Annotated in this window: 21 protein-coding genes; 11 read left to right on the top strand and 10 right to left on the bottom strand. The window is 61.4% G+C overall.

Translation table 11 applies throughout. The features are described 5' to 3' along the window. Positions 1-58: 58 nt before the first annotated feature. On the bottom strand, positions 59-1,210 hold the full coding sequence (locus tag SKTS_RS04475) for an integrase core domain-containing protein (protein WP_244617434.1): 1,152 nt from the start codon (positions 1,208-1,210) through the stop codon (positions 59-61). A gap of 668 nt (positions 1,211-1,878) precedes the next feature. Here SKTS_RS04475 and SKTS_RS04470 point away from each other — a divergent pair. Both SKTS_RS04470 and SKTS_RS04465 read left to right on the top strand, forming a co-directional pair. After that, positions 1,879-2,550 (top strand): glutathione S-transferase family protein, encoded by a 672-nt coding sequence (locus SKTS_RS04470; protein ID WP_173060920.1) that lies wholly within the window; start codon positions 1,879-1,881, stop codon positions 2,548-2,550. Between the two features lie 19 nt (positions 2,551-2,569). Beyond that, positions 2,570-3,334, top strand: coding sequence for a hypothetical protein (locus tag SKTS_RS04465; RefSeq protein ID WP_198420423.1), 765 nt, complete (start codon positions 2,570-2,572; stop codon positions 3,332-3,334). Positions 3,335-3,458: 124 nt separating this feature from the next. Here SKTS_RS04465 and SKTS_RS04460 read toward each other — a convergent pair whose 3' ends face one another. Next, entirely contained in the window at positions 3,459-3,773 is a 315-nt protein-coding gene (locus SKTS_RS04460; protein WP_173060916.1) for a helix-turn-helix domain-containing protein, read from the bottom strand. Then, on the bottom strand, positions 3,770-4,336 hold the full coding sequence (locus tag SKTS_RS18795; protein ID WP_198420422.1) for a type II toxin-antitoxin system RelE/ParE family toxin: 567 nt from the start codon (positions 4,334-4,336) through the stop codon (positions 3,770-3,772). Before SKTS_RS18795 ends, SKTS_RS04460 begins: the two co-directional genes overlap by 4 nt. On the opposite strand from SKTS_RS18795, the gene SKTS_RS04450 reads away from it, so the two are divergent. Together SKTS_RS04450 and SKTS_RS04445 are read left to right on the top strand one after the other, a co-directional pair. After that, on the top strand, positions 4,296-5,225 hold the full coding sequence (locus tag SKTS_RS04450; protein WP_173060913.1) for a sensor domain-containing diguanylate cyclase: 930 nt from the start codon (positions 4,296-4,298) through the stop codon (positions 5,223-5,225). The two genes, SKTS_RS18795 and SKTS_RS04450, sit on opposite strands and share 41 nt — an antisense overlap. 87 nt (positions 5,226-5,312) lie before the next feature. Next, on the top strand, positions 5,313-6,395 hold the full coding sequence (locus SKTS_RS04445) for an ABC transporter substrate-binding protein (RefSeq protein WP_173060910.1): 1,083 nt from the start codon (positions 5,313-5,315) through the stop codon (positions 6,393-6,395). A 74-nt stretch (positions 6,396-6,469) separates the two neighbouring features. Here SKTS_RS04445 and SKTS_RS04440 read toward each other — a convergent pair whose 3' ends face one another. After that, positions 6,470-8,101 carry an MCP four helix bundle domain-containing protein gene (locus SKTS_RS04440; RefSeq protein WP_244617433.1) on the bottom strand — a complete coding sequence of 544 codons (1,632 nt, stop codon included), beginning with the start codon at positions 8,099-8,101 and terminating at the stop codon, positions 6,470-6,472. A gap of 315 nt (positions 8,102-8,416) precedes the next feature. On the opposite strand from SKTS_RS04440, the gene SKTS_RS04435 reads away from it, so the two are divergent. Beyond that, the gene (locus tag SKTS_RS04435; RefSeq protein WP_173060907.1) at positions 8,417-8,713 is read left to right on the top strand and encodes a high-potential iron-sulfur protein; all 297 of its coding nucleotides are present in this window, start codon (positions 8,417-8,419) and stop codon (positions 8,711-8,713) included. An 84-nt stretch (positions 8,714-8,797) separates the two neighbouring features. On the opposite strand, the gene SKTS_RS04430 is transcribed toward SKTS_RS04435, so the two are convergent. Further along, complete coding sequence (locus SKTS_RS04430) at positions 8,798-9,532, bottom strand: alpha/beta fold hydrolase (RefSeq protein WP_173060904.1); 735 nt, start codon at positions 9,530-9,532, stop codon at positions 8,798-8,800. Between the two features lie 164 nt (positions 9,533-9,696). On the opposite strand from SKTS_RS04430, the gene SKTS_RS04425 reads away from it, so the two are divergent. After that, positions 9,697-10,197 carry a YHS domain-containing protein gene (locus tag SKTS_RS04425; RefSeq protein ID WP_173060901.1) on the top strand — a complete coding sequence of 167 codons (501 nt, stop codon included), beginning with the start codon at positions 9,697-9,699 and terminating at the stop codon, positions 10,195-10,197. A gap of 9 nt (positions 10,198-10,206) precedes the next feature. Here the strand turns inward: SKTS_RS04425 and SKTS_RS04420 are convergent, their stop codons facing one another. The 4 genes from SKTS_RS04420 to SKTS_RS04405 all read right to left on the bottom strand — a co-directional run bounded on the left by SKTS_RS04420 (position 10,207) and on the right by SKTS_RS04405 (position 15,480). After that, complete coding sequence (locus SKTS_RS04420) at positions 10,207-12,972, bottom strand: putative bifunctional diguanylate cyclase/phosphodiesterase (RefSeq protein WP_173060898.1); 2,766 nt, start codon at positions 12,970-12,972, stop codon at positions 10,207-10,209. Next, on the bottom strand, positions 12,951-13,955 hold the full coding sequence (locus tag SKTS_RS04415; RefSeq protein WP_173060895.1) for an ABC transporter substrate-binding protein: 1,005 nt from the start codon (positions 13,953-13,955) through the stop codon (positions 12,951-12,953). Before SKTS_RS04415 ends, SKTS_RS04420 begins: the two co-directional genes overlap by 22 nt. Positions 13,956-14,174: 219 nt before the next feature. Further along, complete coding sequence (locus SKTS_RS04410) at positions 14,175-14,870, bottom strand: cytochrome b/b6 domain-containing protein (protein ID WP_173060892.1); 696 nt, start codon at positions 14,868-14,870, stop codon at positions 14,175-14,177. 91 nt (positions 14,871-14,961) lie between these two features. Continuing rightward, on the bottom strand, positions 14,962-15,480 hold the full coding sequence (locus SKTS_RS04405; protein ID WP_173060889.1) for a hypothetical protein: 519 nt from the start codon (positions 15,478-15,480) through the stop codon (positions 14,962-14,964). 179 nt (positions 15,481-15,659) lie between these two features. Between SKTS_RS04405 and SKTS_RS04400 the strand changes: the two genes are divergently transcribed. Together SKTS_RS04400 and SKTS_RS04395 are read left to right on the top strand one after the other, a co-directional pair. Continuing rightward, on the top strand, positions 15,660-16,289 hold the full coding sequence (locus SKTS_RS04400) for a CBS domain-containing protein (protein ID WP_173060886.1): 630 nt from the start codon (positions 15,660-15,662) through the stop codon (positions 16,287-16,289). Further along, positions 16,286-16,834 (top strand): HPP family protein, encoded by a 549-nt coding sequence (locus tag SKTS_RS04395; RefSeq protein ID WP_198420421.1) that lies wholly within the window; start codon positions 16,286-16,288, stop codon positions 16,832-16,834. Before SKTS_RS04400 ends, SKTS_RS04395 begins: the two co-directional genes overlap by 4 nt. A gap of 57 nt (positions 16,835-16,891) precedes the next feature. Here the strand turns inward: SKTS_RS04395 and SKTS_RS04390 are convergent, their stop codons facing one another. Then, positions 16,892-17,515, bottom strand: coding sequence for a protein phosphatase CheZ (locus SKTS_RS04390; protein WP_173060883.1), 624 nt, complete (start codon positions 17,513-17,515; stop codon positions 16,892-16,894). A gap of 145 nt (positions 17,516-17,660) precedes the next feature. Here SKTS_RS04390 and SKTS_RS04385 point away from each other — a divergent pair, with 145 nt between their 5' ends. From SKTS_RS04385 to SKTS_RS04375, 3 genes are all read left to right on the top strand, one after another. Further along, the gene (locus SKTS_RS04385) at positions 17,661-20,351 is read left to right on the top strand and encodes a polysaccharide deacetylase family protein (protein WP_198420420.1); all 2,691 of its coding nucleotides are present in this window, start codon (positions 17,661-17,663) and stop codon (positions 20,349-20,351) included. Between the two features lie 100 nt (positions 20,352-20,451). Continuing rightward, positions 20,452-20,685 carry a DUF433 domain-containing protein gene (locus tag SKTS_RS04380; protein WP_244617432.1) on the top strand — a complete coding sequence of 78 codons (234 nt, stop codon included), beginning with the start codon at positions 20,452-20,454 and terminating at the stop codon, positions 20,683-20,685. Further along, positions 20,682-21,014, top strand: coding sequence for a DUF5615 family PIN-like protein (locus tag SKTS_RS04375; RefSeq protein WP_173060877.1), 333 nt, complete (start codon positions 20,682-20,684; stop codon positions 21,012-21,014). The genes SKTS_RS04380 and SKTS_RS04375 overlap by 4 nt, the downstream gene beginning before the upstream one ends. Positions 21,015-21,154 lie beyond the last annotated feature (140 nt).

The raw sequence follows: 21,154 nt of genomic DNA, 5'->3' as shown, positions 1-21,154 counted from the left end.
GAAGGCGAGCCCTGTACGAGTCAAGGAGATAGGTAACACTTTAGTTCAAGGACATGGGTTACACTTTGAGTGTCAAATAATCATTTAATCGCCCTTTGGTCTGGCGTTCGTCAAACGAGCCAAGGCGCACTGGCCCGAAATACACCGCCCAGACACCATCGCCCACCTCTTCCAGGCCAACCCATTCCCCGGCTAGCAGATAGCCAATGTAGATTCGTCGGCCAGTCCAGTAAGCCAAGCCATTTGCAGACACTTTCTGGCGCTGGAAATAGCCAGGGTATTCCAACTCCGGCAAGTGTTGCGGGTAGGCTCGCGACGAGGGTCTGTAGCAACTCTGGGGGCTGTGTTGCTCCAGTCCTTCATGAGGACGTTGCTCGTTATAGTCCACACGGAAGCGGTCGAATTGCCCCTGCTGGGCTGACAGGTTCGCAGAGGGCGGATGCGTTACAGCCAGCTTGAGGGTGCGGTGCATGCGCTCATGACGGCCGTTCTGCTGTGGCTGCCCTGGTTCAATGCGTTCCGGCACAATGCCGAGTCGAATCCACCATACGGAGAGATGCGATAGGCCGCCCGTCGCCGTGCTGGCGAAGGGCACTCCGTTATCGGTGCGCATGCGATTGGGCAAGCCATATTCTTGGAACAACCGCTTGAAGACAGCCTGGCTTTCCACGAAGCGGGTGCCGTCTAACCCTTGGCAACCGAGAAGGTAACGGCTGGCGTGATCCATGACGGTCAAGGGGTAACACCAACGGCCATTACCCATCTTGAACTGGCCCTTGAAGTCAGCGCTCCACAGCTCGTTGGGAGCCGAGGCAGGCGTTAGACGGTGGGGTGACGGCTGGACCCGCCGTCGGCGCCGTTTGGGTTCAAGCATGCCTTCGCGCTTGAGCACGTTATAGATGGTCGTCTTCGAGGGAGTGGGTTGGTCAGGAAAACGCTGTGACAGCAGCGCCTGGATCTTCTTCGGCCCCAGTGGATCGCGTCCCTGGCGGCGTAGTTCCATGATAGCTTTGCGAATGGCGTAAGGGATTTTGTTAGCTACGGCATGAGGTCGGCGGCTACGCTCTTCAAGGCCTTCAAGGCCCGCAGACTGGTAGCGTTCGACCCATTTGTAGCCCGTCTTGCGGCTAATGCCATAGCGTTCACAGAGCTGGCTGAAGCTGCCAGGTTCGCGTAGGTGGTCGGCAATAAACAGTATCTTCTCGTCCATCGGTTTCACATCTCTCCAAGGCATAGGAACCTCCTTTCGGCTGTTCCTATAAAGGGTAATCACTGTTACCCATGTCCTTGTACTTATGTGTTACCTATGAGTATGAACCGTACCGCCCCATCCACCGCCCCTTCGGGGTTCCCTGCGCTGCTCGTCAAGCCGGGCGGCTGCGGAACTCGCGCTGCGCGCTCAGACAGTCCTCGCCGAAGGCCCCCGGCTCGCCTCCGCTGCTCGGCGGTGGACCGAGGGGAATTCGTCGTAGCGCCTCGTTCATGGATTAAAACATTTAGTCTTGGCGCTCCACCGGTTTCCCCCTTCTGCGCCGCTTCGGTTTAGTCAGCAAATTGGGGGCAGTCGGCTGCGCCTTGTCTGAGCTCCGCGACAGCCCACGTTTTGTGTGGGCTGTTAGGGCGAGTTGCGCAGACGCCCAATTTGCTGACTAAACCGAAGGTACCCGAAGGGCGGCGCAGGGGGTCGCCTTTTCTTGGTTATCTTCTTTTGGCGAAACAAAAGAAGTAACCCGCCGCCGGGCGGCCCCGGCACCCAATCATCCATGCGCAAAGCGCATTCCACCCCCCCAAAAGGCGTGCCACCGCAACGCTACGCCCATTCACCAAAAATCCGCTAAACTGAAAAACGACATCAGCACCCCATCAATAGGATTCCCCATGACTCCCCCCACCCTGGTCATCGGCAACAAAAACTACTCCTCCTGGTCCCTGCGTCCCTGGCTGTTCATGAAGAAGAGCGGCGTGGCCTTCGAGGAAATCCGCATCCCGCTATACCAGCCGGGCTCGGTCGAGAAGCAGCGCCAATATTCACCCACCGGCCTGGTCCCCCTGCTGGTGGATGGAGACTTGAAAGTGTGGGATTCCCTGGCGATCTGCGAATACGTTTCAGAAAAATTTCTCGACGGCAAGGGCTGGTCCGCCGACCTTCAGGCGCGCGCCGTGGCCCGCGCCGTCAGCGCCGAGATGCATTCCGGCTTCCAGGCGGTGCGCGCCAACCTGCCCATGAACCTGAAGGCCGAATTTCCCTGGAAATTCATCAGCGACGAGGTGGACGCAGGCATCCGTCGCATCGCCGAAATCTGGACTCAGTGCCGCGAGCGATACGGCGCGTCCGGGCCCTGGCTGTTCGGCGAGTTCTCCATCGCCGACGCCATGTACGCACCGGTGGCCTGGCGCTTCAAAAGCTACGGCGTGCCCCTGGAGGGCGTGGCGGAACGCTACCTGAACACACTCCTGGCAATGGAGGAAATGCAGGCATGGCATGCCGACGCCTTGGGTGAAACCGAGGTACTGCCCCAATGCGAAGCACGGGATATCTGGCCGCAATAAACAGCCAGGGCCAACCATCATGCCGCCACGAATCCATCCCCGCTTCGAACGCTTCAAGGAAATCCAGCGCCTGCGCCAAAAGCTGGAGCGGAACGGCTTCCCCCGTCTGCAAATGTTCCTGCTGGTATCCATCACCGGCGGGGCGGGATTTTTCGCCTCCTATCTGCTGCTCAGCTTTGGCTTCGACACCATGTGGCTGCGCTATCTGGCCACCCTTGGCTGCGCCTACGCCGTGTTCCTGTTCCTGCTCTGGCTGTGGCTGCGCACCCGGGCCGAGGACTATGCCGATTTCCCGGACATCTCCAACCTGCCCTCCGGGCGCAGCGGGTCGAGTCCCGAGTACAGCGGCAAGGGCGGCGACTTCGGCGGCGGTGGCGCCTCGGGACGTTTCGACGGCGCCCATGAAACCGTATCCTCCAGCCCCGACTTCGACGCTCCCGTGGGGGAAGCCCTCGACGTCGTCTCCGGTGCCGACGAATTCGCCTTACCCTTGGCCGCCATCGCCATGCTCGCGGCCCTGGTGCTCTCCTCCTTCTGGGTGGTCTACACTGCCCCGGTGCTGTTTGCCGAACTGCTGGTGGACGGGGTTCTCGCCGCCAGCCTCTACCGTCGCCTGCGCGGCCTGGAAACCCGCCACTGGCTCGAAACCGCCCTACGCCGCACCATCTGGCCTTTCGCCCTCACCGCGCTGATGGTTGCCGGCTGCGGATGGGCCATGCAACTCTACGCCCCCGAAGCCCATGCCATCGGGCAGGTTATCGCGCACTGGAAGAATGGGCAGTGAGGTCAGCCAACTTTAGGGCGCACTAACCAACGGGCATGCATCGCATGTTGCGAATCCGGCGCAATGCGCTGCGCTTATTGACGCCCTACATTCACTGCGAACGAGCAGCCCGAAGCCAAACTCGTTACACCTCGGCCAGCCGCTCAACCGTGTCCGGATAGCGTTCCACCATACGGATCAGGAGTGCAGCCTGGGCATTCGGTTTCGCCCGGCCCTGCTCCCAGTTTTCCAGGGTGCGCGGGTTGGTCCGCAGGTAGTGCGCAAACACCGGGCGGGAAAGTTTCAGCCGCTCGCGCAGCGAAACCAGTTCTTCCGCTGTAACATCCGGCGCCGGCCGCGCTTGCACCTCATGCGTGCGCAAGGTGCGTTTGCCGGCGCGTTCTTCGGCAAGTGCATCGAAGCCCTCGGTGATCTCCGCAAACAGATTCCGTTTTTTCATCGCCTTGCCTCCAGTTCCAGTTTCAGCATTTCCCTGAGCGCCTTTCTTTCCTTCGCGCTCAGGTCGTCCATTTCGTCCTTGTTGTACAGGGTGAACAGCCAGAACTGGCGGCCCGCTTCCCACCAGAAATAGATCACCCGCAACCCGCCTCGCTTTCCCTTCCCGCGCCTTGGGTCGGAATGGCGCACCTTGCGCAATCCTCCGGTTCCCTCGATCACGTCACCCGCCGCTGGGTTTTTCATGAGTTCACTCTGCAGGCCACGGAACCCTTCATCGTCCAGGTAATCAGCCCGGTAGCGTGAGAAAGAAGGAAGTTCAACAAACATGGATTTCATGTTTTTAATATACGTATATTGCGTACACTTATCAAGCCGATTCCAGAAAAAAGTTCTGGCGTGAAGCTCCACATCAGGAGGAGCGCCGCGAACGATAACTATCACTTGGCTGGCGCCGATAATCGCGCCATGATAACGGTAGGGATAAAAGCATCGCTGCAAGCCGGAAAGATACGGGGAGATCTCAGTGACGGATGAATCAGGCGGGAACAGGAATTCGTACGACAAGAACCACTTCCCCCAGCAAGCGGACGTTCTGAATATCGTCCTGGATCACATCACCCAGGGCATGGTCGTGGTCGGGCCGGACTATCGCACGCTGGCGTTCAACCGGCATTTCGAGGAGATGTTTCAGCTTCCGCCCGGGACGGTCGAGGTGGGTGCCGATTTCCGGGACATCCTCAGAACATGGGCCGCGACGACCGGGCAGGACCAGCAAATGCTGGACTACGCCATCTACCAGCTCGACGAGCCCGCCACTTTCGAATTCGAGTTTCCCCAGCTCATCAACGGCGACCCGCGCTGGTGCCTGCTGACGCACAACCCCTTGCCGGGGAAGGGGTTCGTCCGGACCTTCACCGACATCACCAAGCGGAAGGCGCTGGAGGCCAGCCTGATGAAGCTTTCCCGGGAGGACCCGCTGACCGGGCTGTATAACCGGCGCACCATCCTGGATTTGCTGGAAGAGGAAATCCAGCGCGGGCAGCGCTACAAACATCCGCTGTCATTCCTGATGATGGACATCGACCACTTCAAGAAGATCAACGACCAGTGGGGACACCCGACCGGCGACGAAGTGCTCAAGTCTTTCGCGGCGCAATGCCGCTCGGTGATGCGGGAAAACGACAAGATGGGGCGTTTCGGCGGGGAAGAATTCGTGATGCTGCTGCCCGAGACCGGCAAGACGGACGCCGTGCTGGTGGCCGAACGCATCAGGAAAATCACGGCGGAAATGGCCGTCAAGCCCAAGCGCAGCTCAACACCCATTCCTGTGACCGTCAGCATTGGCGCGACCACCGCAGGCGAAGGCGACGATGTCGAATACGTCATTGCCCGGGCGGACGAGGCGATGTACGAAGCCAAGGATGCCGGCAGAAACCGCGTGATATGCCATTAGGCGTGTTTCTCGCTCCGGGGCATAAATAATGGTGTAACAAAGGCCATATACACTTCGCCGCTCCTTACCTGTCAGACCGGCGATTTCATGAACACTCCACTTACCACGCTTTCCGCCCTGCGCGGCTGGGCGCTTGCCCTGTTGCTCCCGTGCGCTTTCCTCATGGCTTCCCCGGCCGTCGCGCGGGACATCCTGATTGGGCAATCGATCGACATCTCCGGTCCGCTCGGCGACATCGGCAAGGATTATCTCGCCGGGGCCAAGGTTTATTTCGATTACGTCAATTCGACCGGCGGCATCCATGGGCGGAAAATTTCCCATATCGCCGTGGACAACGGGGGATCGGCGGAAAAATCGGCCCAGATCAGCAGGAATTTTCTCGGCAAACAGAAAGTCGACATTCTTTTCGGCTATTTCGGCGAAGGCAGCATGGACGAGCTGTTGCGCAACGCCGAGTTCGAAACCTCGAAGATCCCCCTGGTGGCGCCACTATCCGGCATCGAACTGAAACAGGGCAACGACCACATATTTTTTGTCCGCCCCAGCTATGCCAGCGAGGCACGAAAGCTGGTGGGCCATTTCCTCAGCCTGGGTATCACCCGTTTCGCGGCGGTGTACGCAGCGGACAGCTACGGCAGCTCGGCTTTAACCGCCGTCGAGAGCGCGCTGAAGAGCAAGAACATGTACCTGACGGGCAAGTACCCGGTCGGCCTGGAACAGGCCGGGCTCGATACCGCGATCAAATCCACCCTTGCCAGCAAGCCCCAGGCCATCATCGTGATTCTGGAAACCTTGCCCGCAGCGCAGTTCATCAAGGCATACCGGCAAGTGGATGCGGGGGCCTATATTTTCGGTCTCTCCATGATCAACCACCAGACCTTGTTCGAAATCGCCGGCAAGGACCTGGCCGCCGGCGTCATGCTCTCCGAAGTCGTGCCCCATCCGAGCAACTGGTCCGTACCTGTCGTCGCCGAGCACCGCAAGATCATGGAAATCTACCGTGACGAAGCGCCTTCCCACCTCACGCTGGAAGGCTTCATCGCCGCGAAGATGCTGGTCAGCGCGCTGAGGAACATCGGCAAGGACTTCACGCCGGCGCAACTGACGGCTGCGCTGAAAGAGACGAAAAGCATGGATATCGGCGGCTTCTACCTGGAATTTTCCCCTTGAGCAACCGGGGCTCCAGATACGTCGACATCAACGTCATTACCAGGAAAGGCCGGCTGCTGAATTAGGCGAAAAGCTCACGCCGCTGACTGTCGCACCGGAACCCATATCCTGAAAGTCGTGCCCTTGCCGACTTCGCTTTCCACCTCGATCCTGCCGTGGTGCTTTTCGACGATGCCGTAGGACAGCGACAGCCCCAGCCCGGTGCCCTTGCCTACCGGCTTGGTGGTGAAGAACGGGTCGAAGATGCGCTTGAGGTTTTCCGGCGCGATGCCCTTGCCGTTGTCGGATATCTCGACCCACACCTTGTCGTCCTGCGTCCCGCTGCGGATGGTGATGCGCCCGTGACCGTCCGGGCCGATGGCGTGCGAGGCGTTGACCAGGATGTTCATGAATACCTGGTTGAGCTGGTGCGCCAGGCATTCCACCTGGGGGAGCTCGCCGTATTCCTTGATGACTTCGGAATTGTATTTGAGTTCGTTGTGCACCACGTTGAGCGTGCTGTCGATGCCCTTGTGCAGGTCGACCCATTGCCATTCGGCTTCGTCGACGTGGGAGAAGTCCTTGAGGTCCTGCACGATGCGCTTCACCCGCAAGATGCCGTCGGTGGACTCCTTGAGCAGGTCGAGGATGTCCTGCTTGATGAATTCCCAGTCCGCCTCCCGCTTCAGGGAACGAATTTCCTCCAGGATAGGCTGGTCGCCCAGGGCGCACTCGGCACGCTCGCAGGCGGCCAGGACCCGGAACAGGGTGTCGATGTATTTTTCCAGGCTGCCGAGGTTGGAATTGACGTAGCCGATAGGGTTGTTGATCTCGTGCGCCACGCCCGCCGCCAACTGGCCGATGGAGGCCATTTTCTCCGATTGCAGCAGCTGGTTGTGGGCTTCCTCCAGCTTCCGGATCAGGGCCTTCTGTTCCTCCGTCTCCCACTGCAGCACGCCCATGAGTTCGTTGAACGATTTCGCGGTCTGGCCGAGCTCATCCCGGCTGGCGATGGGAACGCGCTTGGAATAGTCCGATGAATGTTCGATTTCGCCAATGGTCGTCTGCATCAGGTTCAAGCGGCTGGCGATGGAGTGGATGGTGCCGTAAGACTGACCGGCGCCGATGGCCAGACCCAGCAGCAGGGTGATCAGCACCAGCATCCGGGTGGTGTTGTTGGATCGACTGGTTTTCTCGAAGGAATCCCTGGCGGTCTCTTTCTCGTAGCGCATCAGGTTCAGCAGCGCGTCCCGGGCAGCGTCGAATTTCCTCGCCGACTCCGTTTTCATGAAATCGCTGGCCGTTTCATAAGCGCCGCTGCGCGCCAGTTCTATGGTTCTGTTCCCGGATTCGGCGTAGGCATCCCAAGCCCGCTCGAAGTTCGCGGCCTGTTCCTTTACTTCCGCGGAAACCACTGAGGCCCGGTAAGCGCCCCATATCCGCTTCAACTGCTCGTTGACCTTTTCCACCGCCTGGAAATGCACGTCCGCGGCGCTGGAACTGTTTGCGCTCATGCCGGTAATGACCTGGGCGCGCGACTGGTAGACCACGTCGAGCACCTCCCCCAGCTGAACCAGGGGAACGGTGTTGCTTTCATAGACCGAGCGCAGGCCTTCGCTGGTGCCGGACACCCCTCTTAACCCCATGAATCCCACTATCGTCAGCAGCACAAGCAGACTGCCCGTCAGCAACATCAGTCTGGTGCTGATCTTGAAATTGTCGAACATGCAGATTCACCCTCATTTAAGTTTCGCGATTATGCTTTATCGGCGCCGGGACTGCTATCCGGCTTGAACGCGCAGGCTGAAGCGGCCGGCTCGCAGTACTCTGGGCAGAAGGCAAAATGAGATCCGCAGATGCAGGGAAATTAGGCGGATAACTGGACCTACAGGTCCTATGCGTTTTATCAAAATTGTCGCATAATAACGCTGGCTTATCCGCCCGGAGATATGGACTCGACTCAGGCGAAGGGCCGATGTGACAGTACCCCGAGTAGCCCCGCATGGGGGTTCATCAACCGTATTACGAAAAGGAAACAGACCGTGAAAGAAACCATCAAGACCTCCCGCCGCCAATTCCTTAAAATCGGCGGCGCCGCTCTCGCCATGATTCCAGTGCTGTCCGTGTCGGGCAACGCGATGGCCGCCACCAATGCAGCAATGCGCACCTCCATGAAATACCAGGACAAGCCGCTGGGCGACAAGCACTGCGCGACCTGCATGCAGTTCGTTCCGGGCAAAACGCCCAAGGACCTCGGCGGCTGCAAGATTTTCGCCGGTGACACCGAGATTTCCCCCACTGGCTACTGCGTGGCCTGGGCTGCCATCCCCAAGAAATAATCGTTTATTTCGAGCAATCGAATTTAAAAAAGGCGCAGATTTGCGCCTTTTTTTATTGCCGCAAGCGGGGGCGAGTCACATGGGCTACCCGCCCAGCGCCTTGTCCAGATAATCCTTCACATATTTCACCAACTCCGCATCGCGATCGGTGAAGAAATGGTCGGTTTTCGGCGCCACGATCTGCGCGCTGTTCGCGTTCGCCTTGAGCGAAGCCGCACGCTTGGCGGCGCCTTTCAGCACGATGGGCAGGTCGTTCTCGCCGTACAGGTCGAGCACCGGGATAGCGACGCCGCGGTAGATCTCCGGCCCGCCCATGCCGATCGCCACCCAGGCATCCACCGGGTGGCCCTTGGCGCGGCTCAGGTAGTAGTGGCTCATGCGTGAACCCATGCTGTGGGAAACGATGGCGACTTTCTTGTAGCCCTTGGCCTTCAGAAAGGCCACCGCCTGCTCCAGGCGCTGAGCGGCTTCGGGAAAAGTGGGCGGATAGTCCTCGCCCCTGGCCTCGTTTTTCAGCACCGGCATCTGCACCGACAGCGTGGTGTAGCCGGCGTCCGCCAGCTGGGTGCGCAGCACGCCGATCAGGTTCCAGTCGGGATGCACGCCCAGGCCGTGAACGATGACCAGCGCCGCCTTGGCGTCGGGCACTTCGGTGAAGAGGGTGAGGAATTTGTGGTTGCGCGCCTCCAGGTAAACCGGGTCGCCGGTTACGACGGCCGGCGTGACCTCGTCGGCCCATTTCTGTTCACGCACGTAATCGGCGCCCCAGGCCGTGCCGATGAACAGCTGCAAAGCCAGAATCCATAGCATGCGTGTCATTGTTTTCTCCTTTTTCACTTCACGACAGGTTCGCCAGAATACTGGCCCCGGGCGTGAACCGCAACAGCTCGGCACCCTTTCGGACAGCGCCGGCCGCGTGGAATTTATCGGGATCGGGCCTTGTCAAATGTTTACAGGATTTTCCTCGATCCGGAGGGCGCGCAATGAATACCCTGACAAAGGACCCGGTCTGCGGGATGGAAATAGCAGCTTCCTCCACCGCGATCCAGACGGTTTACCGCGGCATCAGCTACTACTTCTGCTCGGAGCAGTGCCTGCAACGTTTCCTCGCCAAACCCCTGCTCTATGTCGGCGAACCGGACCGGAAAGCGCCCAAGCAACAGGGTATCGAACTCATCAAGAAGCGGCGCCTGCTCTTGGCCACCCCCCTCTCGCCGGATCAGGCGGTCACGGTGGAAAACGCCCTGCGCGGCGTGATGGGCATCAGGCTGGTCGCGGCCCGTGGTGACTCGCTGGAAATCCACTACGACCTGCTCGACACCTCGGCGGAGTTGATCGAGGAACAGCTGGCGTCCATCGGCGTGCAGCTGGGGAACGGCTGGAGCGAGCGCCTGCGCCGCGCCTTCATGCATTACGAGGAAGAGAACGAGCTGGATAATCTCGCCGCGAACGACAAGCATTGCTGCGACGTGCGCAAGTGGTAGACGGGGGAACTACGCTTGCGTCTGATCGCTTGCCGGGTAGAGCGAACATTTCACCGCGCAATCGCAGCCCCCGGCGGTCCTGGCTTGCAGCAGGCTCTCGTATGCCGCAGCCGGCATGGGCTTGGCGATCAGGTATCCCTGTAGCAGGTCGCACCCCAGCCGCTTGAGAAAAGCCATCTGCTCCTCGGTCTCGATGCCTTCGGCCACCACTTCCAGGCGGATGCTCTTGGCCAGCGCGATGATCATCTGCACGATCTGCGCATCGTCCTTGGCGTGGGGCAGCCCTTCGACGAAACTGCGGTCGATCTTGAGGGTGTTCACCGGCAGGCGCTTGAGGTAGGAAAGGCTGGAGTAGCCGGTGCCGAAATCGTCCAGGGCGAGCGTGATACCCATGGCCTGGAACTGGGTCAGGGTATTGACCGAGCGGTCCGGGCTGCGCAGCACCATGCTTTCGGTGAGCTCGAATTCGATCAGGCTGGTCGGCGTCCCGGTTTCCTTCAGGATGGCGTCGACCGATGCCACGAAGGTATCCGATTCCAGCTGCAGGGCCGAGAGGTTGATCGCTATTTTCCGCGTCGGAACCAGGCCTCGGCGCCAGCGGCCGATCTGTTCGCACACCGAGCGGATGATCCATTCCCCGAGCGGGATGATGATGCCGTTTTCTTCCGCCAGCGGGATGAACTTGGCCGGCGACACTAGTCCATGCACCGGGTGGTTCCAGCGGATGAGCGCTTCTGCCCCGCAGAAATCGTTGGTTGAGGCACACAGCTTCGGCTGGTAATAGACCTCGAATTCGCTTCTTTGCAGCGCTTGGCGCAAGTCCTGCTCCAGCTGAATGCGCTCCAGCACCTTCTGGTTCATGGCTGTGTCGAAATAGCGGAACTGGTTGCGGCCGGCGGCCTTGGCGGCGTACATCGCGGTGTCGGCGTGCTGCAGCAGCGTTTCCGGATTGTCGCCGTCGTTGGGGAAGACGCAGATGCCCATCGAAGTGGTGACGTGAAAATCGGTGCCGTTGAGGTCCAGCGGCTGGGCGACCGCGTCGATGATCTTTTGCGCAACGTGCGAAACGTCGTTCAGACTATCCGGGTGCATCAGCAGCACCACGAATTCGTCGCCCCCGAGCCGCGCGACCGTGTCCGATGTCCTGATCACGCCCTGCAGCCGCTCGCCGATGGCGATCAGCAGCTTGTCGCCGCTGGCGTGGCCGAGCGAGTCGTTGACCCACTTGAAGTTGTCGAGATCGAGGAACAGCAAGCCGACATGGCGCTGCTCCCGGATCGACAGGGTGATCGCGCTGCCGAGGCGGTCCAGCAGCAGCTTGCGGTTCGGCAGACCGGTGAGCGTGTCGTGGGTGGCGAGGTGGAGGACGCGCTGTTCGGCTTCCTTGCGCTCGGTGATATCGGTGAAAGCGCCGACGTAGTTGGTGATCGCGCCGTCCGCATCGCGCACGACGGCGATGCTGAGCCATTTCAGGTAGATCGTGCCGTCCTTGCGCCGATCGTGGACTTCTCCGCTCCAGTGCCCGCCTTCCATCAATTCCGCCCACATCTGGTGATAGAACGCGGGGCTTTCCTTGCCGGCGGAAAGCATTCTGGGGTCCTGGCCGAGCACCTCCGCTTCCGCATAACCGGTCAATTCCGTGAACGCCCGGTTGACCGCCAGGATGAGGTTGTGCCGGTCTGAAATCAGGATGGCCTCGCTGCTGTTGGCGAACACCATGGCGGCGAGGCGGCGCTGCGCTTCTTCCTGCAGCCGCTCCTCGTCGCGCTCGACGGTCTGCTGCACCATGTTTTCGAACGCCTGGCCGACCTGGTGAATCTCGTCGCTGTGTCCGGCCTTGGCGCTATGTATCCATTGCTGCAACCGATCGGTCACGCCGCGCTGTTGCGAAAACTCCTCGACCGCCCCGCCGAGATCGCGGATACGCCGCGCCTGGCGCATCAGCCAGGTACCCAGCGTAAGCCACAGGATGAAACCGTCGAACACCGGGATCACGCTCACCCCGAGCGCCAGTTCGGTGCGCGAGAACAGGGCCTTGACCGGCGCATCGATGCGCAGCACGGTCGCGTCGCCGCGCGCGCCGCTCCAAGGAACCTCACGCCGCTCGACGTCGTCGGAGACCAGCGGCTGGACAACCGACTGCTCCAGCCCGCGCTGACCGGTCGAGTTCGCCACGGGGATGGTGTTGTACAGTGCGGCGAGCGTCACGCCGGGCGTGCTGAGCTGTTGCAGCAGCGCGTTGTCCAGGCGGTAGAAAACGGCGAACCGTCCCATGCCGGCATCGCCGAGCCAGATCGGCCCGGAGAAAATACGGTAGAGATCGCCGGTAGATGGGTGGCGATACCAGCCGGCGCTTTCCGCTTTCTGCAGCGGCACGGTAACGAGGTCCAGTTCGCTGCCGTAAATGAATACCGGCGCGCGCTGCCTGTCCTCGATGACCAGGTGCTGGAAACGCCGGTTGGTGCCCTGCACCGTCATGAAGGCCTGGAGGTTGACCACGGCCGATTCCGGGCTCTCCAGGATGCGGGTGGTCTCGATGCGCACCTTGAAATCCCGGCTCTGCAGCTCCCAGTCGTGCTCCAGCTGCGCCAGGCGCGACTGGTAAAAGGCAGCGAGATCGCTCGCTCTTTCCTCTGCCGCCTTGCTGAGAGCGGTCTTGTAGATTTGCGCGGTGGAAACCGCGATCAGCGCGACGAACAGCCCCAGGCTGAAAATGAGCCTGACAGCCGCCTGACGGGCGATGGAGTCGCGCTTTACTTGCGCCGTCCGGCCCATTTCGCGTTAACCATGCTATCGAGAACCAGCGCTTGCCCGCGCGGATCGCCTGCGCTGGTTTTGCGGAAGAACAGCTCGGTTTCGCGCAGCTGTCGGGTGGAAAACATGCCGTCCTTGCTGAAGGCGCGCGGATATTTATTGAGCGCCAGCAGGAGCGAAGCGCGCTCGTCCGGATCGGTCACGCCGAGCTTGTCGACCACTTCCTCCGGGCTGTGGGTGGCGATCCATTGCAGCGACTTGCGCAGCATTCCGACCATCTTCTCTACCTTGTCGGGCGAATCCTGCATCACGTCGGCGCGGGTCAGCACGGCGGCGTGGAGAAAGTTTGCGCCGGGTATCTTCCTGGCAGTTTCCGGCTCTGCCAGGTTGGCGAGGAAGAACACCTGCCCCTTGGCCAGCAGGCGCGAGGCGAAGGGCTCATCGCCCATCACGGCATCGGCGGCCCCGGTGATCATCAGCGACGACTGTTCCACCCAGCTCTGGCCGGCGGGAACGATGCGCACCGAGTCGAGGTCGACGCCGTCGGACTGCAGCACCAGCTCGGCGAGTTGCTGCGAGGTGGTCTTGCTGTTTTTGGTGCTGGTGTTGACGCCGATCACCTTGCCCTTGAGGTCGGCGATGCGCTTGACCTTGTCCTTCAGCGCGGAGCGCACCATGAGCACGAACAGCGGCGCGTCGTCCACTGCAGCAACCGCGAACACGTCGCCGTTGTTGGCCCGCAGCGACATCGCGGCAGGCAGTCCCGCCACGGCGAAATCGGCATTGCGCGTGACGAGGTTGTTGAGGGCCACCGAGCCGCCGCCGGTGTGCAGCAGCTGAATTTTGACGCCCGCGTCGCGGTCGGCGGCGATTTTGGGAATCAGGTCGATGGGGAGATAGGACAGGTTGCGCGGCCCCGGCACGCTGACGACAATTTTGTGGACATCCTGACAAAAGGCGGTCTGTGCAAACAATAACAGCAGGATTGCGGCAAGTATCTTCATGTTTCCCCCATTCGAGAGCTCGAATCCGCTGGAAAGCAAATGACATGCCTTCCCGTGGACAAACCATCTTGTTTTGCAAACACTCGTGCTGCTTGGCATATGCAACAAACATAGCTTGGAAAACCGAATAGGGCAATCAAATGTACTGGGCAGAAAAAAAAGAAACGGTGCCGGAAGCGGGCTCCAGCACCGTCGGACAGGCAGGGGCGGGGGCGTTATTTAGTCGTCGTGCCCCTCCCCTTTCGCGTCATGTTCGCCGAGAGCCAGCGGCTGGCTGAGGAAAGGCAGCGTTACCGACTGCGTCTGCGCATCCCAGCCTTTCCAGTACACCAGCGAGAAAGCCGCCACCAGCGCCAGCAGCATGATCGCAGAAACGGGGCGGGAAGAACGGATAGCCTGGCTCTCGTCCCCTTCCTTGTAGCCTGTCAGCATGGCGCGCGGCAGGTTCTCGCGATGCAGGAAGCTGGCGGCGATCACGCCGACGATATGCACCACCACCACTGCGAGAGCGCCATTGGCCAAGACTTCGTGAATGTCCTCGAACTGCTCGCCCGCGGTGAGCAAAGCCAGCCCCGAGACACTAATACCGATGCCCAGCAACAACAGCAGATAGATAGCCCAGCTGCCCGCCGGGTTGTGCCCCACGTGGCGCTCGGCTTTGCCCTGCAGAGTGTCGAGCAAATATCTGAACCCGGCGACCGGCGAAAACAGGAAGGAGGAAAAACGCGCGTAGCGGCTTCCGGCAAAGCCCCAGATCAAGCGGCAGACGATCAGCCCGAGCATGAGCAGCCCGGAAAACACGTGTACGGCGGCCCAGCCGTCAGCCTCGGCGGTCACGTAGGCCACGACAAAGGATAGCGCGAACAGCCAGTGGAAAAGACGGGTGGGGATATCCCAGACCAGTATGGATTTCATGATTTATTACTCCAGGTTCGTTGAACACAGGAAGCAGTCTGGAACAGGGAGCTTAACGCTTCCTTAAGGGCGTGTTGGGAATCCGGATCGGTCAGTGCCCGCACATGCAGCCGCCCTCTCCGCCGCACAGTCCCATCTGGGACTCGGTCAGGCTCATGCTCGAACGCACCGTTTGTGTGCTGCCATCGAACAAAACATCGAAGCGCGCCAGCTCGTTCCAGTCGTCGCAGTAGCGCCATTCCCACACCAGCTCGTCGCGCGCCTTGAAATAAACGGTCCAGGCCGGTTGCGACGGCCCCAGCAGGCGGAGCACCTGGCTCTGCGTCATGCCCTTCTGCAGGCGCGCAAAACGCTTGGAGTCCAGCACATTCTCGATGCTGCGCATCTTGCCGTCCGCGCCGATATGCACCATGAAGGTATGAACGCCCATCGGTCCGCGCGGGTAGGCGAGCTGCTGAGACCCGTCGGCGTCCTGCCAGCGCATTTCGGGCTGTCCCATCACGCGCAGCACGTCCTCCAGCCGCGCCGCATCCGGCTGAAGCCCGCTACCGCTGTAGGATGCGCAGGAGCCGAGCAATAACGCCGCCAGAATCGCCATGATTTTCTTCATATTTCTTCCCTCCCGATCCACCTGTCGTTCATGTTTTGATCCAAGTATCGTATCGGATATGCGGAAAATTGTTCTTCTCCTGCCGCAAAACCCTTGATCACCGTCAATTTCACGGCTTCTGCTTCGACCAGCAAGCTGCTAGAATAAATCCCCATCAAATTACTCGGTCAATTCTCGCCATGGACGACACCTCGAGCAAAAATCTCAAGACGGATTCAGCCGGCGACGAGGTGCCGGAGCTGGAATTGACCGATGCCGACATCCTCGACGCGATGCAGCATATCCCCGGCTACCTCGACATCACCACGGAAGATTTCCGCGCAATCTATCACCTTGCCCACCACCATGCGGCGGGACGCCTGTTCGGCAAGATCAGGGCGGCAAACCTGATGCGCACGGGCATCGAGCCCCTGCTTCCCGACATGCCGCTCGACCAGGCGGCACGGGCGCTCGTCAAATCCGGCTACAAGGCGCTGCCCGTGGTGGACACGACGGGCCGCGTGACGGGGATGTTGACCGAAACCGACTTCCTGCGGCGGCTCAAGGTCGATACTTTCCTGGAATTGCTGCTGAGCATGCTGGACGACACATTCGAGCTCAAGCACCGTTGCCACGAGACGCCCGTGAGCGAGGCGATGACCGCCCCTGCGGTAACCGTCGCGGGCGATGCCGGCTTCAGTGAAATCATCCGCGCGTTCCGCCAGCATGACGGCCGCGGCATACCCGTCGTGGATGGCGATGGCCGCCTGCTCGGCATGCTGCTGCGCAAGGACTTCATTACCGCTTACCACCTGGAACCCTTACAGTGAAGATCCCCGAATATTTTCGCAAGATGCGCGGCACCACGCGCGGCAGCCCGCCGCGGGTCAGCAATGCCGAAATCGTCTGGTCCGGGATCGGCGGATTTCTCGGCATTGCGATCGTGGCATGGATGGACCACCTGTTTTTCGCCGGCACCGATCTGACGCTGCTCTTCGGCCCCTTCGGCGCCTCCGCGGTACTCGTTTACGGCGCGGTGCGCAGCCCATTGGCCCAGCCGCGCAACCTGGTGGGCGGGCACGTCGTCTCGGCCATCGTCGGCGTCGCTTGCTGGAAGCTGTTCCACCAGTATCCCTGGCTCGCGCAGGCAATGGCGGTCGCCGGCGCAATCGCCCTGATGCACGCCACCCGCACGCTGCACCCGCCGGGCGGCGCCACGGCGCTGATCGCGGTGATCGGCTCGGCGGGGATTCACGACCTGGGGTTCTGGTACGTGCTGGTGCCTGCCACCCTTGGGCCCGTGATCCTGCTGGCGGTGGCGGTAGTGGTCAACAACATTCCGGCATCGAGACGCTACCCGGAAATCTGGTTCTGACGCCTTGTCATTGCGAGCGCAGCGAAGCAATCTCGGTTTCTGCCAGCCGACAGGCTCCTAGAGACCTAACGAAGCCAGCAGGTCGTCCACTTCGTCCTGGCCGTTGACGCTGTCTTCGGCCTTGCGTCCGGGTCCGGCCGTCAGCCCTTCGGAACTGATCAGCGAATCCTTGGTGTCCGGCGCGTATTCCTTGAGGATGTCGAGCAGGATGTTCTCGATCTCGACCGCCGCGTTCACGATCTTGTTGACCATCTGCCCGGCCACATCGCGGAACTCCTGCGCCTCCATGATCTGCATCAGGTTGTGGTGAACCGTTTCCTCGGCGGCGGCGATTTCGCCCAGCTTCGAAATGGTTTCTTCCACCAGATCGTCGTGCTCGCTGAAATTGGTATCGGCCAGGCGCGCGGATAGTTCCCAACAGACCGCGCGGTTGCGGCTGGTCAAAGGGGTCGAAGCTTCCACCGCACTGATGGTCCGCTCCGAGGCATCGTGCATGGATTTGTCGATGAAGGACAGCCGCTCGCGCGCGTCCGGCATGGTCGCGGCGGTCTTTTCCAGGTTGCGGGTATAGCCGAGCTCCTTGAGTATCTGGTGCAAGCGGGCGGTGGCGTGGCCGATTTTCTCGACCCGCGGGTCGAATAGCGCAGTGCGTTTCCTGCGAAGCGTCGTGTTATTGGTCATGGGAGATCAACTTTTGCAATGTCCAGGTGGCCGCGACCACAAAAAATATTAGTTTAGCATTCACACAGCCTGGTTGGCATGAGAATGGCATGGGCATTACAATCCAGCGGTTGCCGCCACGGCGGTCGTGTCCGGGATGCATCAAGTGTCTGTCAAACGAATCGGCGTTAGCGCCCTTGTCGTCGCCCTGCTGATCGGCGGCGTGCTTTTCACCCAGCGCAAGCCGCCCGCCCCGCCCGGCGCCACCGCCGCGGCGCTGCCCGCTTCCACCGCACCGGACACCACCGCGATCCGCGCCGGCCTGGGCGAAGTCCTCGCCGCCTACCGCAAGATCATCGTCCTGCTGGCCGACGAAAAAACCCTCTCCGGCAGCGAACTGGCGGCCGCCAACCAGGCCGGGCAAGGCCTGTTCCACGACAACCTGGCGCGCATCGCCGGGCTGGAGGACGCGTTCGATGCACTCACCGCCTCGCGCGACCCGGCGCGCTTTGAGGCCATCGGCCGACTGCTCGACTACATCGAATCCGATCCGGCGCTCTACGACGCCGACCGCCTCGCCTTCCGCGAACTGCTGCAGACGCTGCAGGCCGACGTGGCGCGCGACGCTTCGCTCCCCGCCATCAAGATGCACAAGCGCATCTCGGAAGACCTCGACGCCCTGGCCGAAATCGAGCACAACTACGAGAAGGAAATCCGCCGCATTTTCGGCCGCTTCGACCAGCGCGCCATCGAACTCAAGCGCGAGCGCTGGGACGACTACGTGGCGCACCTCAAGAAGCTCTACTCGCGCGAGCAGATCCTCAAGGACTACGGCGTGGTCCTGCCCTACCCCGCGCCCAAGGCGCCGCCCGCCGACGAAACGACGAAGGACGAGCAGGGCGAGATATTCGGGCGCGGCCTGCCGAAGAAAGTGGTGGCGCTGACCTTCGACGACGGCCCGCACAAGCTCTACACCGACGAGATCGTCGCCATACTCCAGCAGTACAACGCCCCCGCGGTGTTCTTCAACGTCGGGCGCAACCTCGGCACGCTCGGCCCGGACGGCAGCCCCAAGCTCGGGCCGCGCGCCGCGGTGAGCCGCAAGCTGATGGCCGAAGGCTACGTGCTCGGCAACCACAGCTTCACCCACGCCCAGCTGTCCAAGCAGACCGGCGACTCCCTCAAGGCCGAGATATTCAACACCGACGCGCTGCTCAAGGCGGTCAACCCGGAGCGCTCGCCGCTGTTCCGCTTCCCCTACGGCGCGCGCAACGGCGAAGGACTGCACGCGCTGGAGACGGCGCACCTCAGGTCGGTGATGTGGAACATCGACTCGCTCGACTGGGCCGACCCGGTGCCCAGCTCCATCGCCGACCGCGTGCTGCGCACCGTGGACAAGGAGGGGCGCGGCATCATCCTGTTCCACGACATCCACGAGCGCACCGTCAAGGCACTGCCCGCGATCCTCGACCGCCTCAGCGCCGAAGGCTACCGCTTCGCCGGCTGGGACGGCAGCGGCTTCAGCCTCGCCAAGGGCAATGCCGTGCCCGTCGAAAAGGCCGCCGCCAGCCCCGGCTACGGCGAATCCTGGGCCATCGTGGTGGGCATCGACGACTACGCCAAGCGGCCCAAGCTGCACTACGCGGCGCGCGACGCCGAGGCGGTACGCCGAAGCCTGATCGAGAAATTCGGCTTCAAGCCCGAGCGCGTGTTCGGCCTGAGCAACGGCGAAGCCACCCGCACCAACATCCTCGCCCTGTTCCACGACAAGCTGGCGCACGGCGGCGTGGGCAAGAACGACCGCGTCTTCGTCTTCTTCGCCGGCCACGGCGCCACGCGCAAACTTAGTTCCGGGCGCGACCTCGGCTACATCGTGCCGGCCGATTCCGACCCCGCCCAGTTCGCCACCGACGCCATCCCCATGACGGAAATCCAGAACATCGCCGAAAGCCTCGACGCCAAGCACGTGCTGTTCGTCATGGACGCCTGCTACAGCGGCCTCGGCCTCACACGCGGCGGCGGCTCGGGCGGATTCCTGCGCGACAACGCCAAGCGCATCGGGCGCCAGATGCTCACCGCCGGCGGCGCCGAGCAACTGGTCTCGGACGGCGGCCCCAACGGCCACTCGGTGTTCACCTGGACCCTGCTGCAAGGCTTGGCCGGCAAGGGCGACCTCAACGGCGACGGCCTCATCACTGCCACCGAACTGGCCGCCTATGTCGCCCCGGCAGTGTCCGCCGTGTCGCAGCAGACGCCGGCTTTCGGCAGCCTTCCCGGCTCGGAAGGCGGCGACTTCATCTTCGAACTGGCGGGCGAAAGCGAATTCCTCGGCGCCCAGACGGCCCAGCTCTCGAACGAAGCCATCGCCCTCAACAGCAAGCAGGAAGCGGCGCGCGCGCCGGTCGAAACATCCGGCAAGGCAGCCCCGGTAGTGGTGGTGAAAGATCTGCAGGGCGGCGAACAGAAGATCGTCACCCCCGCCGCCGTGCCCACCTCGCAGCGCCAACTCGCCCAGCGTGCCAACGACCGCGGCCTGCAGCTCTACAAGGAAAAACAGTACGCCGCCGCCGAAGCCCAGTTCACCGAAGCCCTCAAGCTGCGCCCCGACTTCGCCCTGGCCGCCAACAACCTCGGCTTCGTCTACTACAAGCAGGAGAAATACCCCGAAGCCGCACGCTGGTTCGAAAACGCCATCAAGATGGACCCCTCGCGCGCCATCGCCTACCTCAATCTTGGCGATGCGCGGGCCAGGAGCAGCGAGGGCGAGAAGGCGAAGAAGGCCTATCAAACCTATCTTGAGCTAGCGCCCGGCGGAAGCGGAGCAGGGTATGCGAAGCAGCAGTTGGAGAGGCTATGAGAAGCCGGTAGGTGGGCAATCCGGTGACGGCGCCGGACTCTTGCTAAGCAAGAGTCCAAACGCCATACTCGTGTGTGTTCCCAACTCCTTAATTGGAAGAATGATGAAACCCAGTCTGCTCGACCGAATCACCATCGAACCCGGCAAATGCGGCGGACGTCCGTCCATTCGTGGCATGCGCATTCGCGTCACGGATGTCCTGGGACTGCTTGCCGCCGGCGCCTCCCATCAGGAAATTCTTGAGGATTACCCCACCCTCGAAGAGGACGACATCCTGGCGTCGCTCGAATATGCGGCAGCCCAGACAGACCATGCGATCCTGATTGCCGCATGACATTGTTGGTCGACAATCAGCTTCCGTTGGCTCTGGCGCGTTATCTTGCTGCCAATGGCTGGGACTGCATCCATGTGCAGGACATCGGGCTGGACGCGGTGGAAGACAGAGTCATCTGGCAATACGCCAAGGAGCGCGGCCTGACCATCATCACCAAGGACGAGGACTTTCAGCTATTCGCCAATGCGCAACGCAGCATCCCGCCCCAGGTCGTCTGGGTCCGTCTCGGCAATTGCCGGAAGGTGGTGTTGCTGGAAGCGTTTTCGAAAATACTGCCCGCCCTGCGCGACATGCTGGCTGCGGGTGATGCGGTGATCGAAATTCGATAGACATCCGAAGCTTCGATTGTGTTGACGGCAGGTGCAAGAACAAAATCCCGAAAAAGGACAGAGGTTTATTGGCCATTCCCGTGCATCCTAATAGGGCAAGAGAAAATAAATCCGTCCCCTTTTCGGCTGTTGTTGCTCCC

The sequence above is a fragment of the Sulfurimicrobium lacus genome, from assembly GCF_011764585.1.
GTDB classification, from domain to species: Bacteria; Pseudomonadota; Gammaproteobacteria; order Burkholderiales; family Sulfuricellaceae; genus Sulfurimicrobium; species Sulfurimicrobium lacus.
Note: the sequence above shows the minus strand (reverse complement) of the source record. Positions and strands in the feature narration are given on the sequence as shown.

Excerpts from the sequence above, each read along its gene's own strand:
- SKTS_RS04400 (WP_173060886.1), top strand. The coding sequence starts at position 15,660 with ATGGACGACACCTCGAGCAAAAATCTCAAGACGGATTCAGCCGGCGAC.
- SKTS_RS04445 (WP_173060910.1), top strand. The coding sequence starts at position 5,313 with ATGAACACTCCACTTACCACGCTTTCCGCCCTGCGCGGCTGGGCGCTT.
- SKTS_RS04405 (WP_173060889.1), bottom strand. The coding sequence starts at position 15,480 with ATGAAGAAAATCATGGCGATTCTGGCGGCGTTATTGCTCGGCTCCTGC.
- SKTS_RS04380 (WP_244617432.1), top strand. The coding sequence starts at position 20,452 with ATGATGAAACCCAGTCTGCTCGACCGAATCACCATCGAACCCGGCAAA.
- SKTS_RS04425 (WP_173060901.1), top strand. The coding sequence starts at position 9,697 with ATGAATACCCTGACAAAGGACCCGGTCTGCGGGATGGAAATAGCAGCT.
- SKTS_RS04460 (WP_173060916.1), bottom strand. The coding sequence starts at position 3,773 with ATGAAAAAACGGAATCTGTTTGCGGAGATCACCGAGGGCTTCGATGCA.
- SKTS_RS04420 (WP_173060898.1), bottom strand. The coding sequence starts at position 12,972 with ATGGGCCGGACGGCGCAAGTAAAGCGCGACTCCATCGCCCGTCAGGCG.
- SKTS_RS04470 (WP_173060920.1), top strand. The coding sequence starts at position 1,879 with ATGACTCCCCCCACCCTGGTCATCGGCAACAAAAACTACTCCTCCTGG.
- SKTS_RS04465 (WP_198420423.1), top strand. The coding sequence starts at position 2,570 with ATGCCGCCACGAATCCATCCCCGCTTCGAACGCTTCAAGGAAATCCAG.
- SKTS_RS04390 (WP_173060883.1), bottom strand. The coding sequence starts at position 17,515 with ATGACCAATAACACGACGCTTCGCAGGAAACGCACTGCGCTATTCGAC.
- SKTS_RS04410 (WP_173060892.1), bottom strand. The coding sequence starts at position 14,870 with ATGAAATCCATACTGGTCTGGGATATCCCCACCCGTCTTTTCCACTGG.
- SKTS_RS04475 (WP_244617434.1), bottom strand. The coding sequence starts at position 1,210 with ATGGACGAGAAGATACTGTTTATTGCCGACCACCTACGCGAACCTGGC.
- SKTS_RS04375 (WP_173060877.1), top strand. The coding sequence starts at position 20,682 with ATGACATTGTTGGTCGACAATCAGCTTCCGTTGGCTCTGGCGCGTTAT.
- SKTS_RS04415 (WP_173060895.1), bottom strand. The coding sequence starts at position 13,955 with ATGAAGATACTTGCCGCAATCCTGCTGTTATTGTTTGCACAGACCGCC.
- SKTS_RS04430 (WP_173060904.1), bottom strand. The coding sequence starts at position 9,532 with ATGACACGCATGCTATGGATTCTGGCTTTGCAGCTGTTCATCGGCACG.
- SKTS_RS04440 (WP_244617433.1), bottom strand. The coding sequence starts at position 8,101 with ATGTTCGACAATTTCAAGATCAGCACCAGACTGATGTTGCTGACGGGC.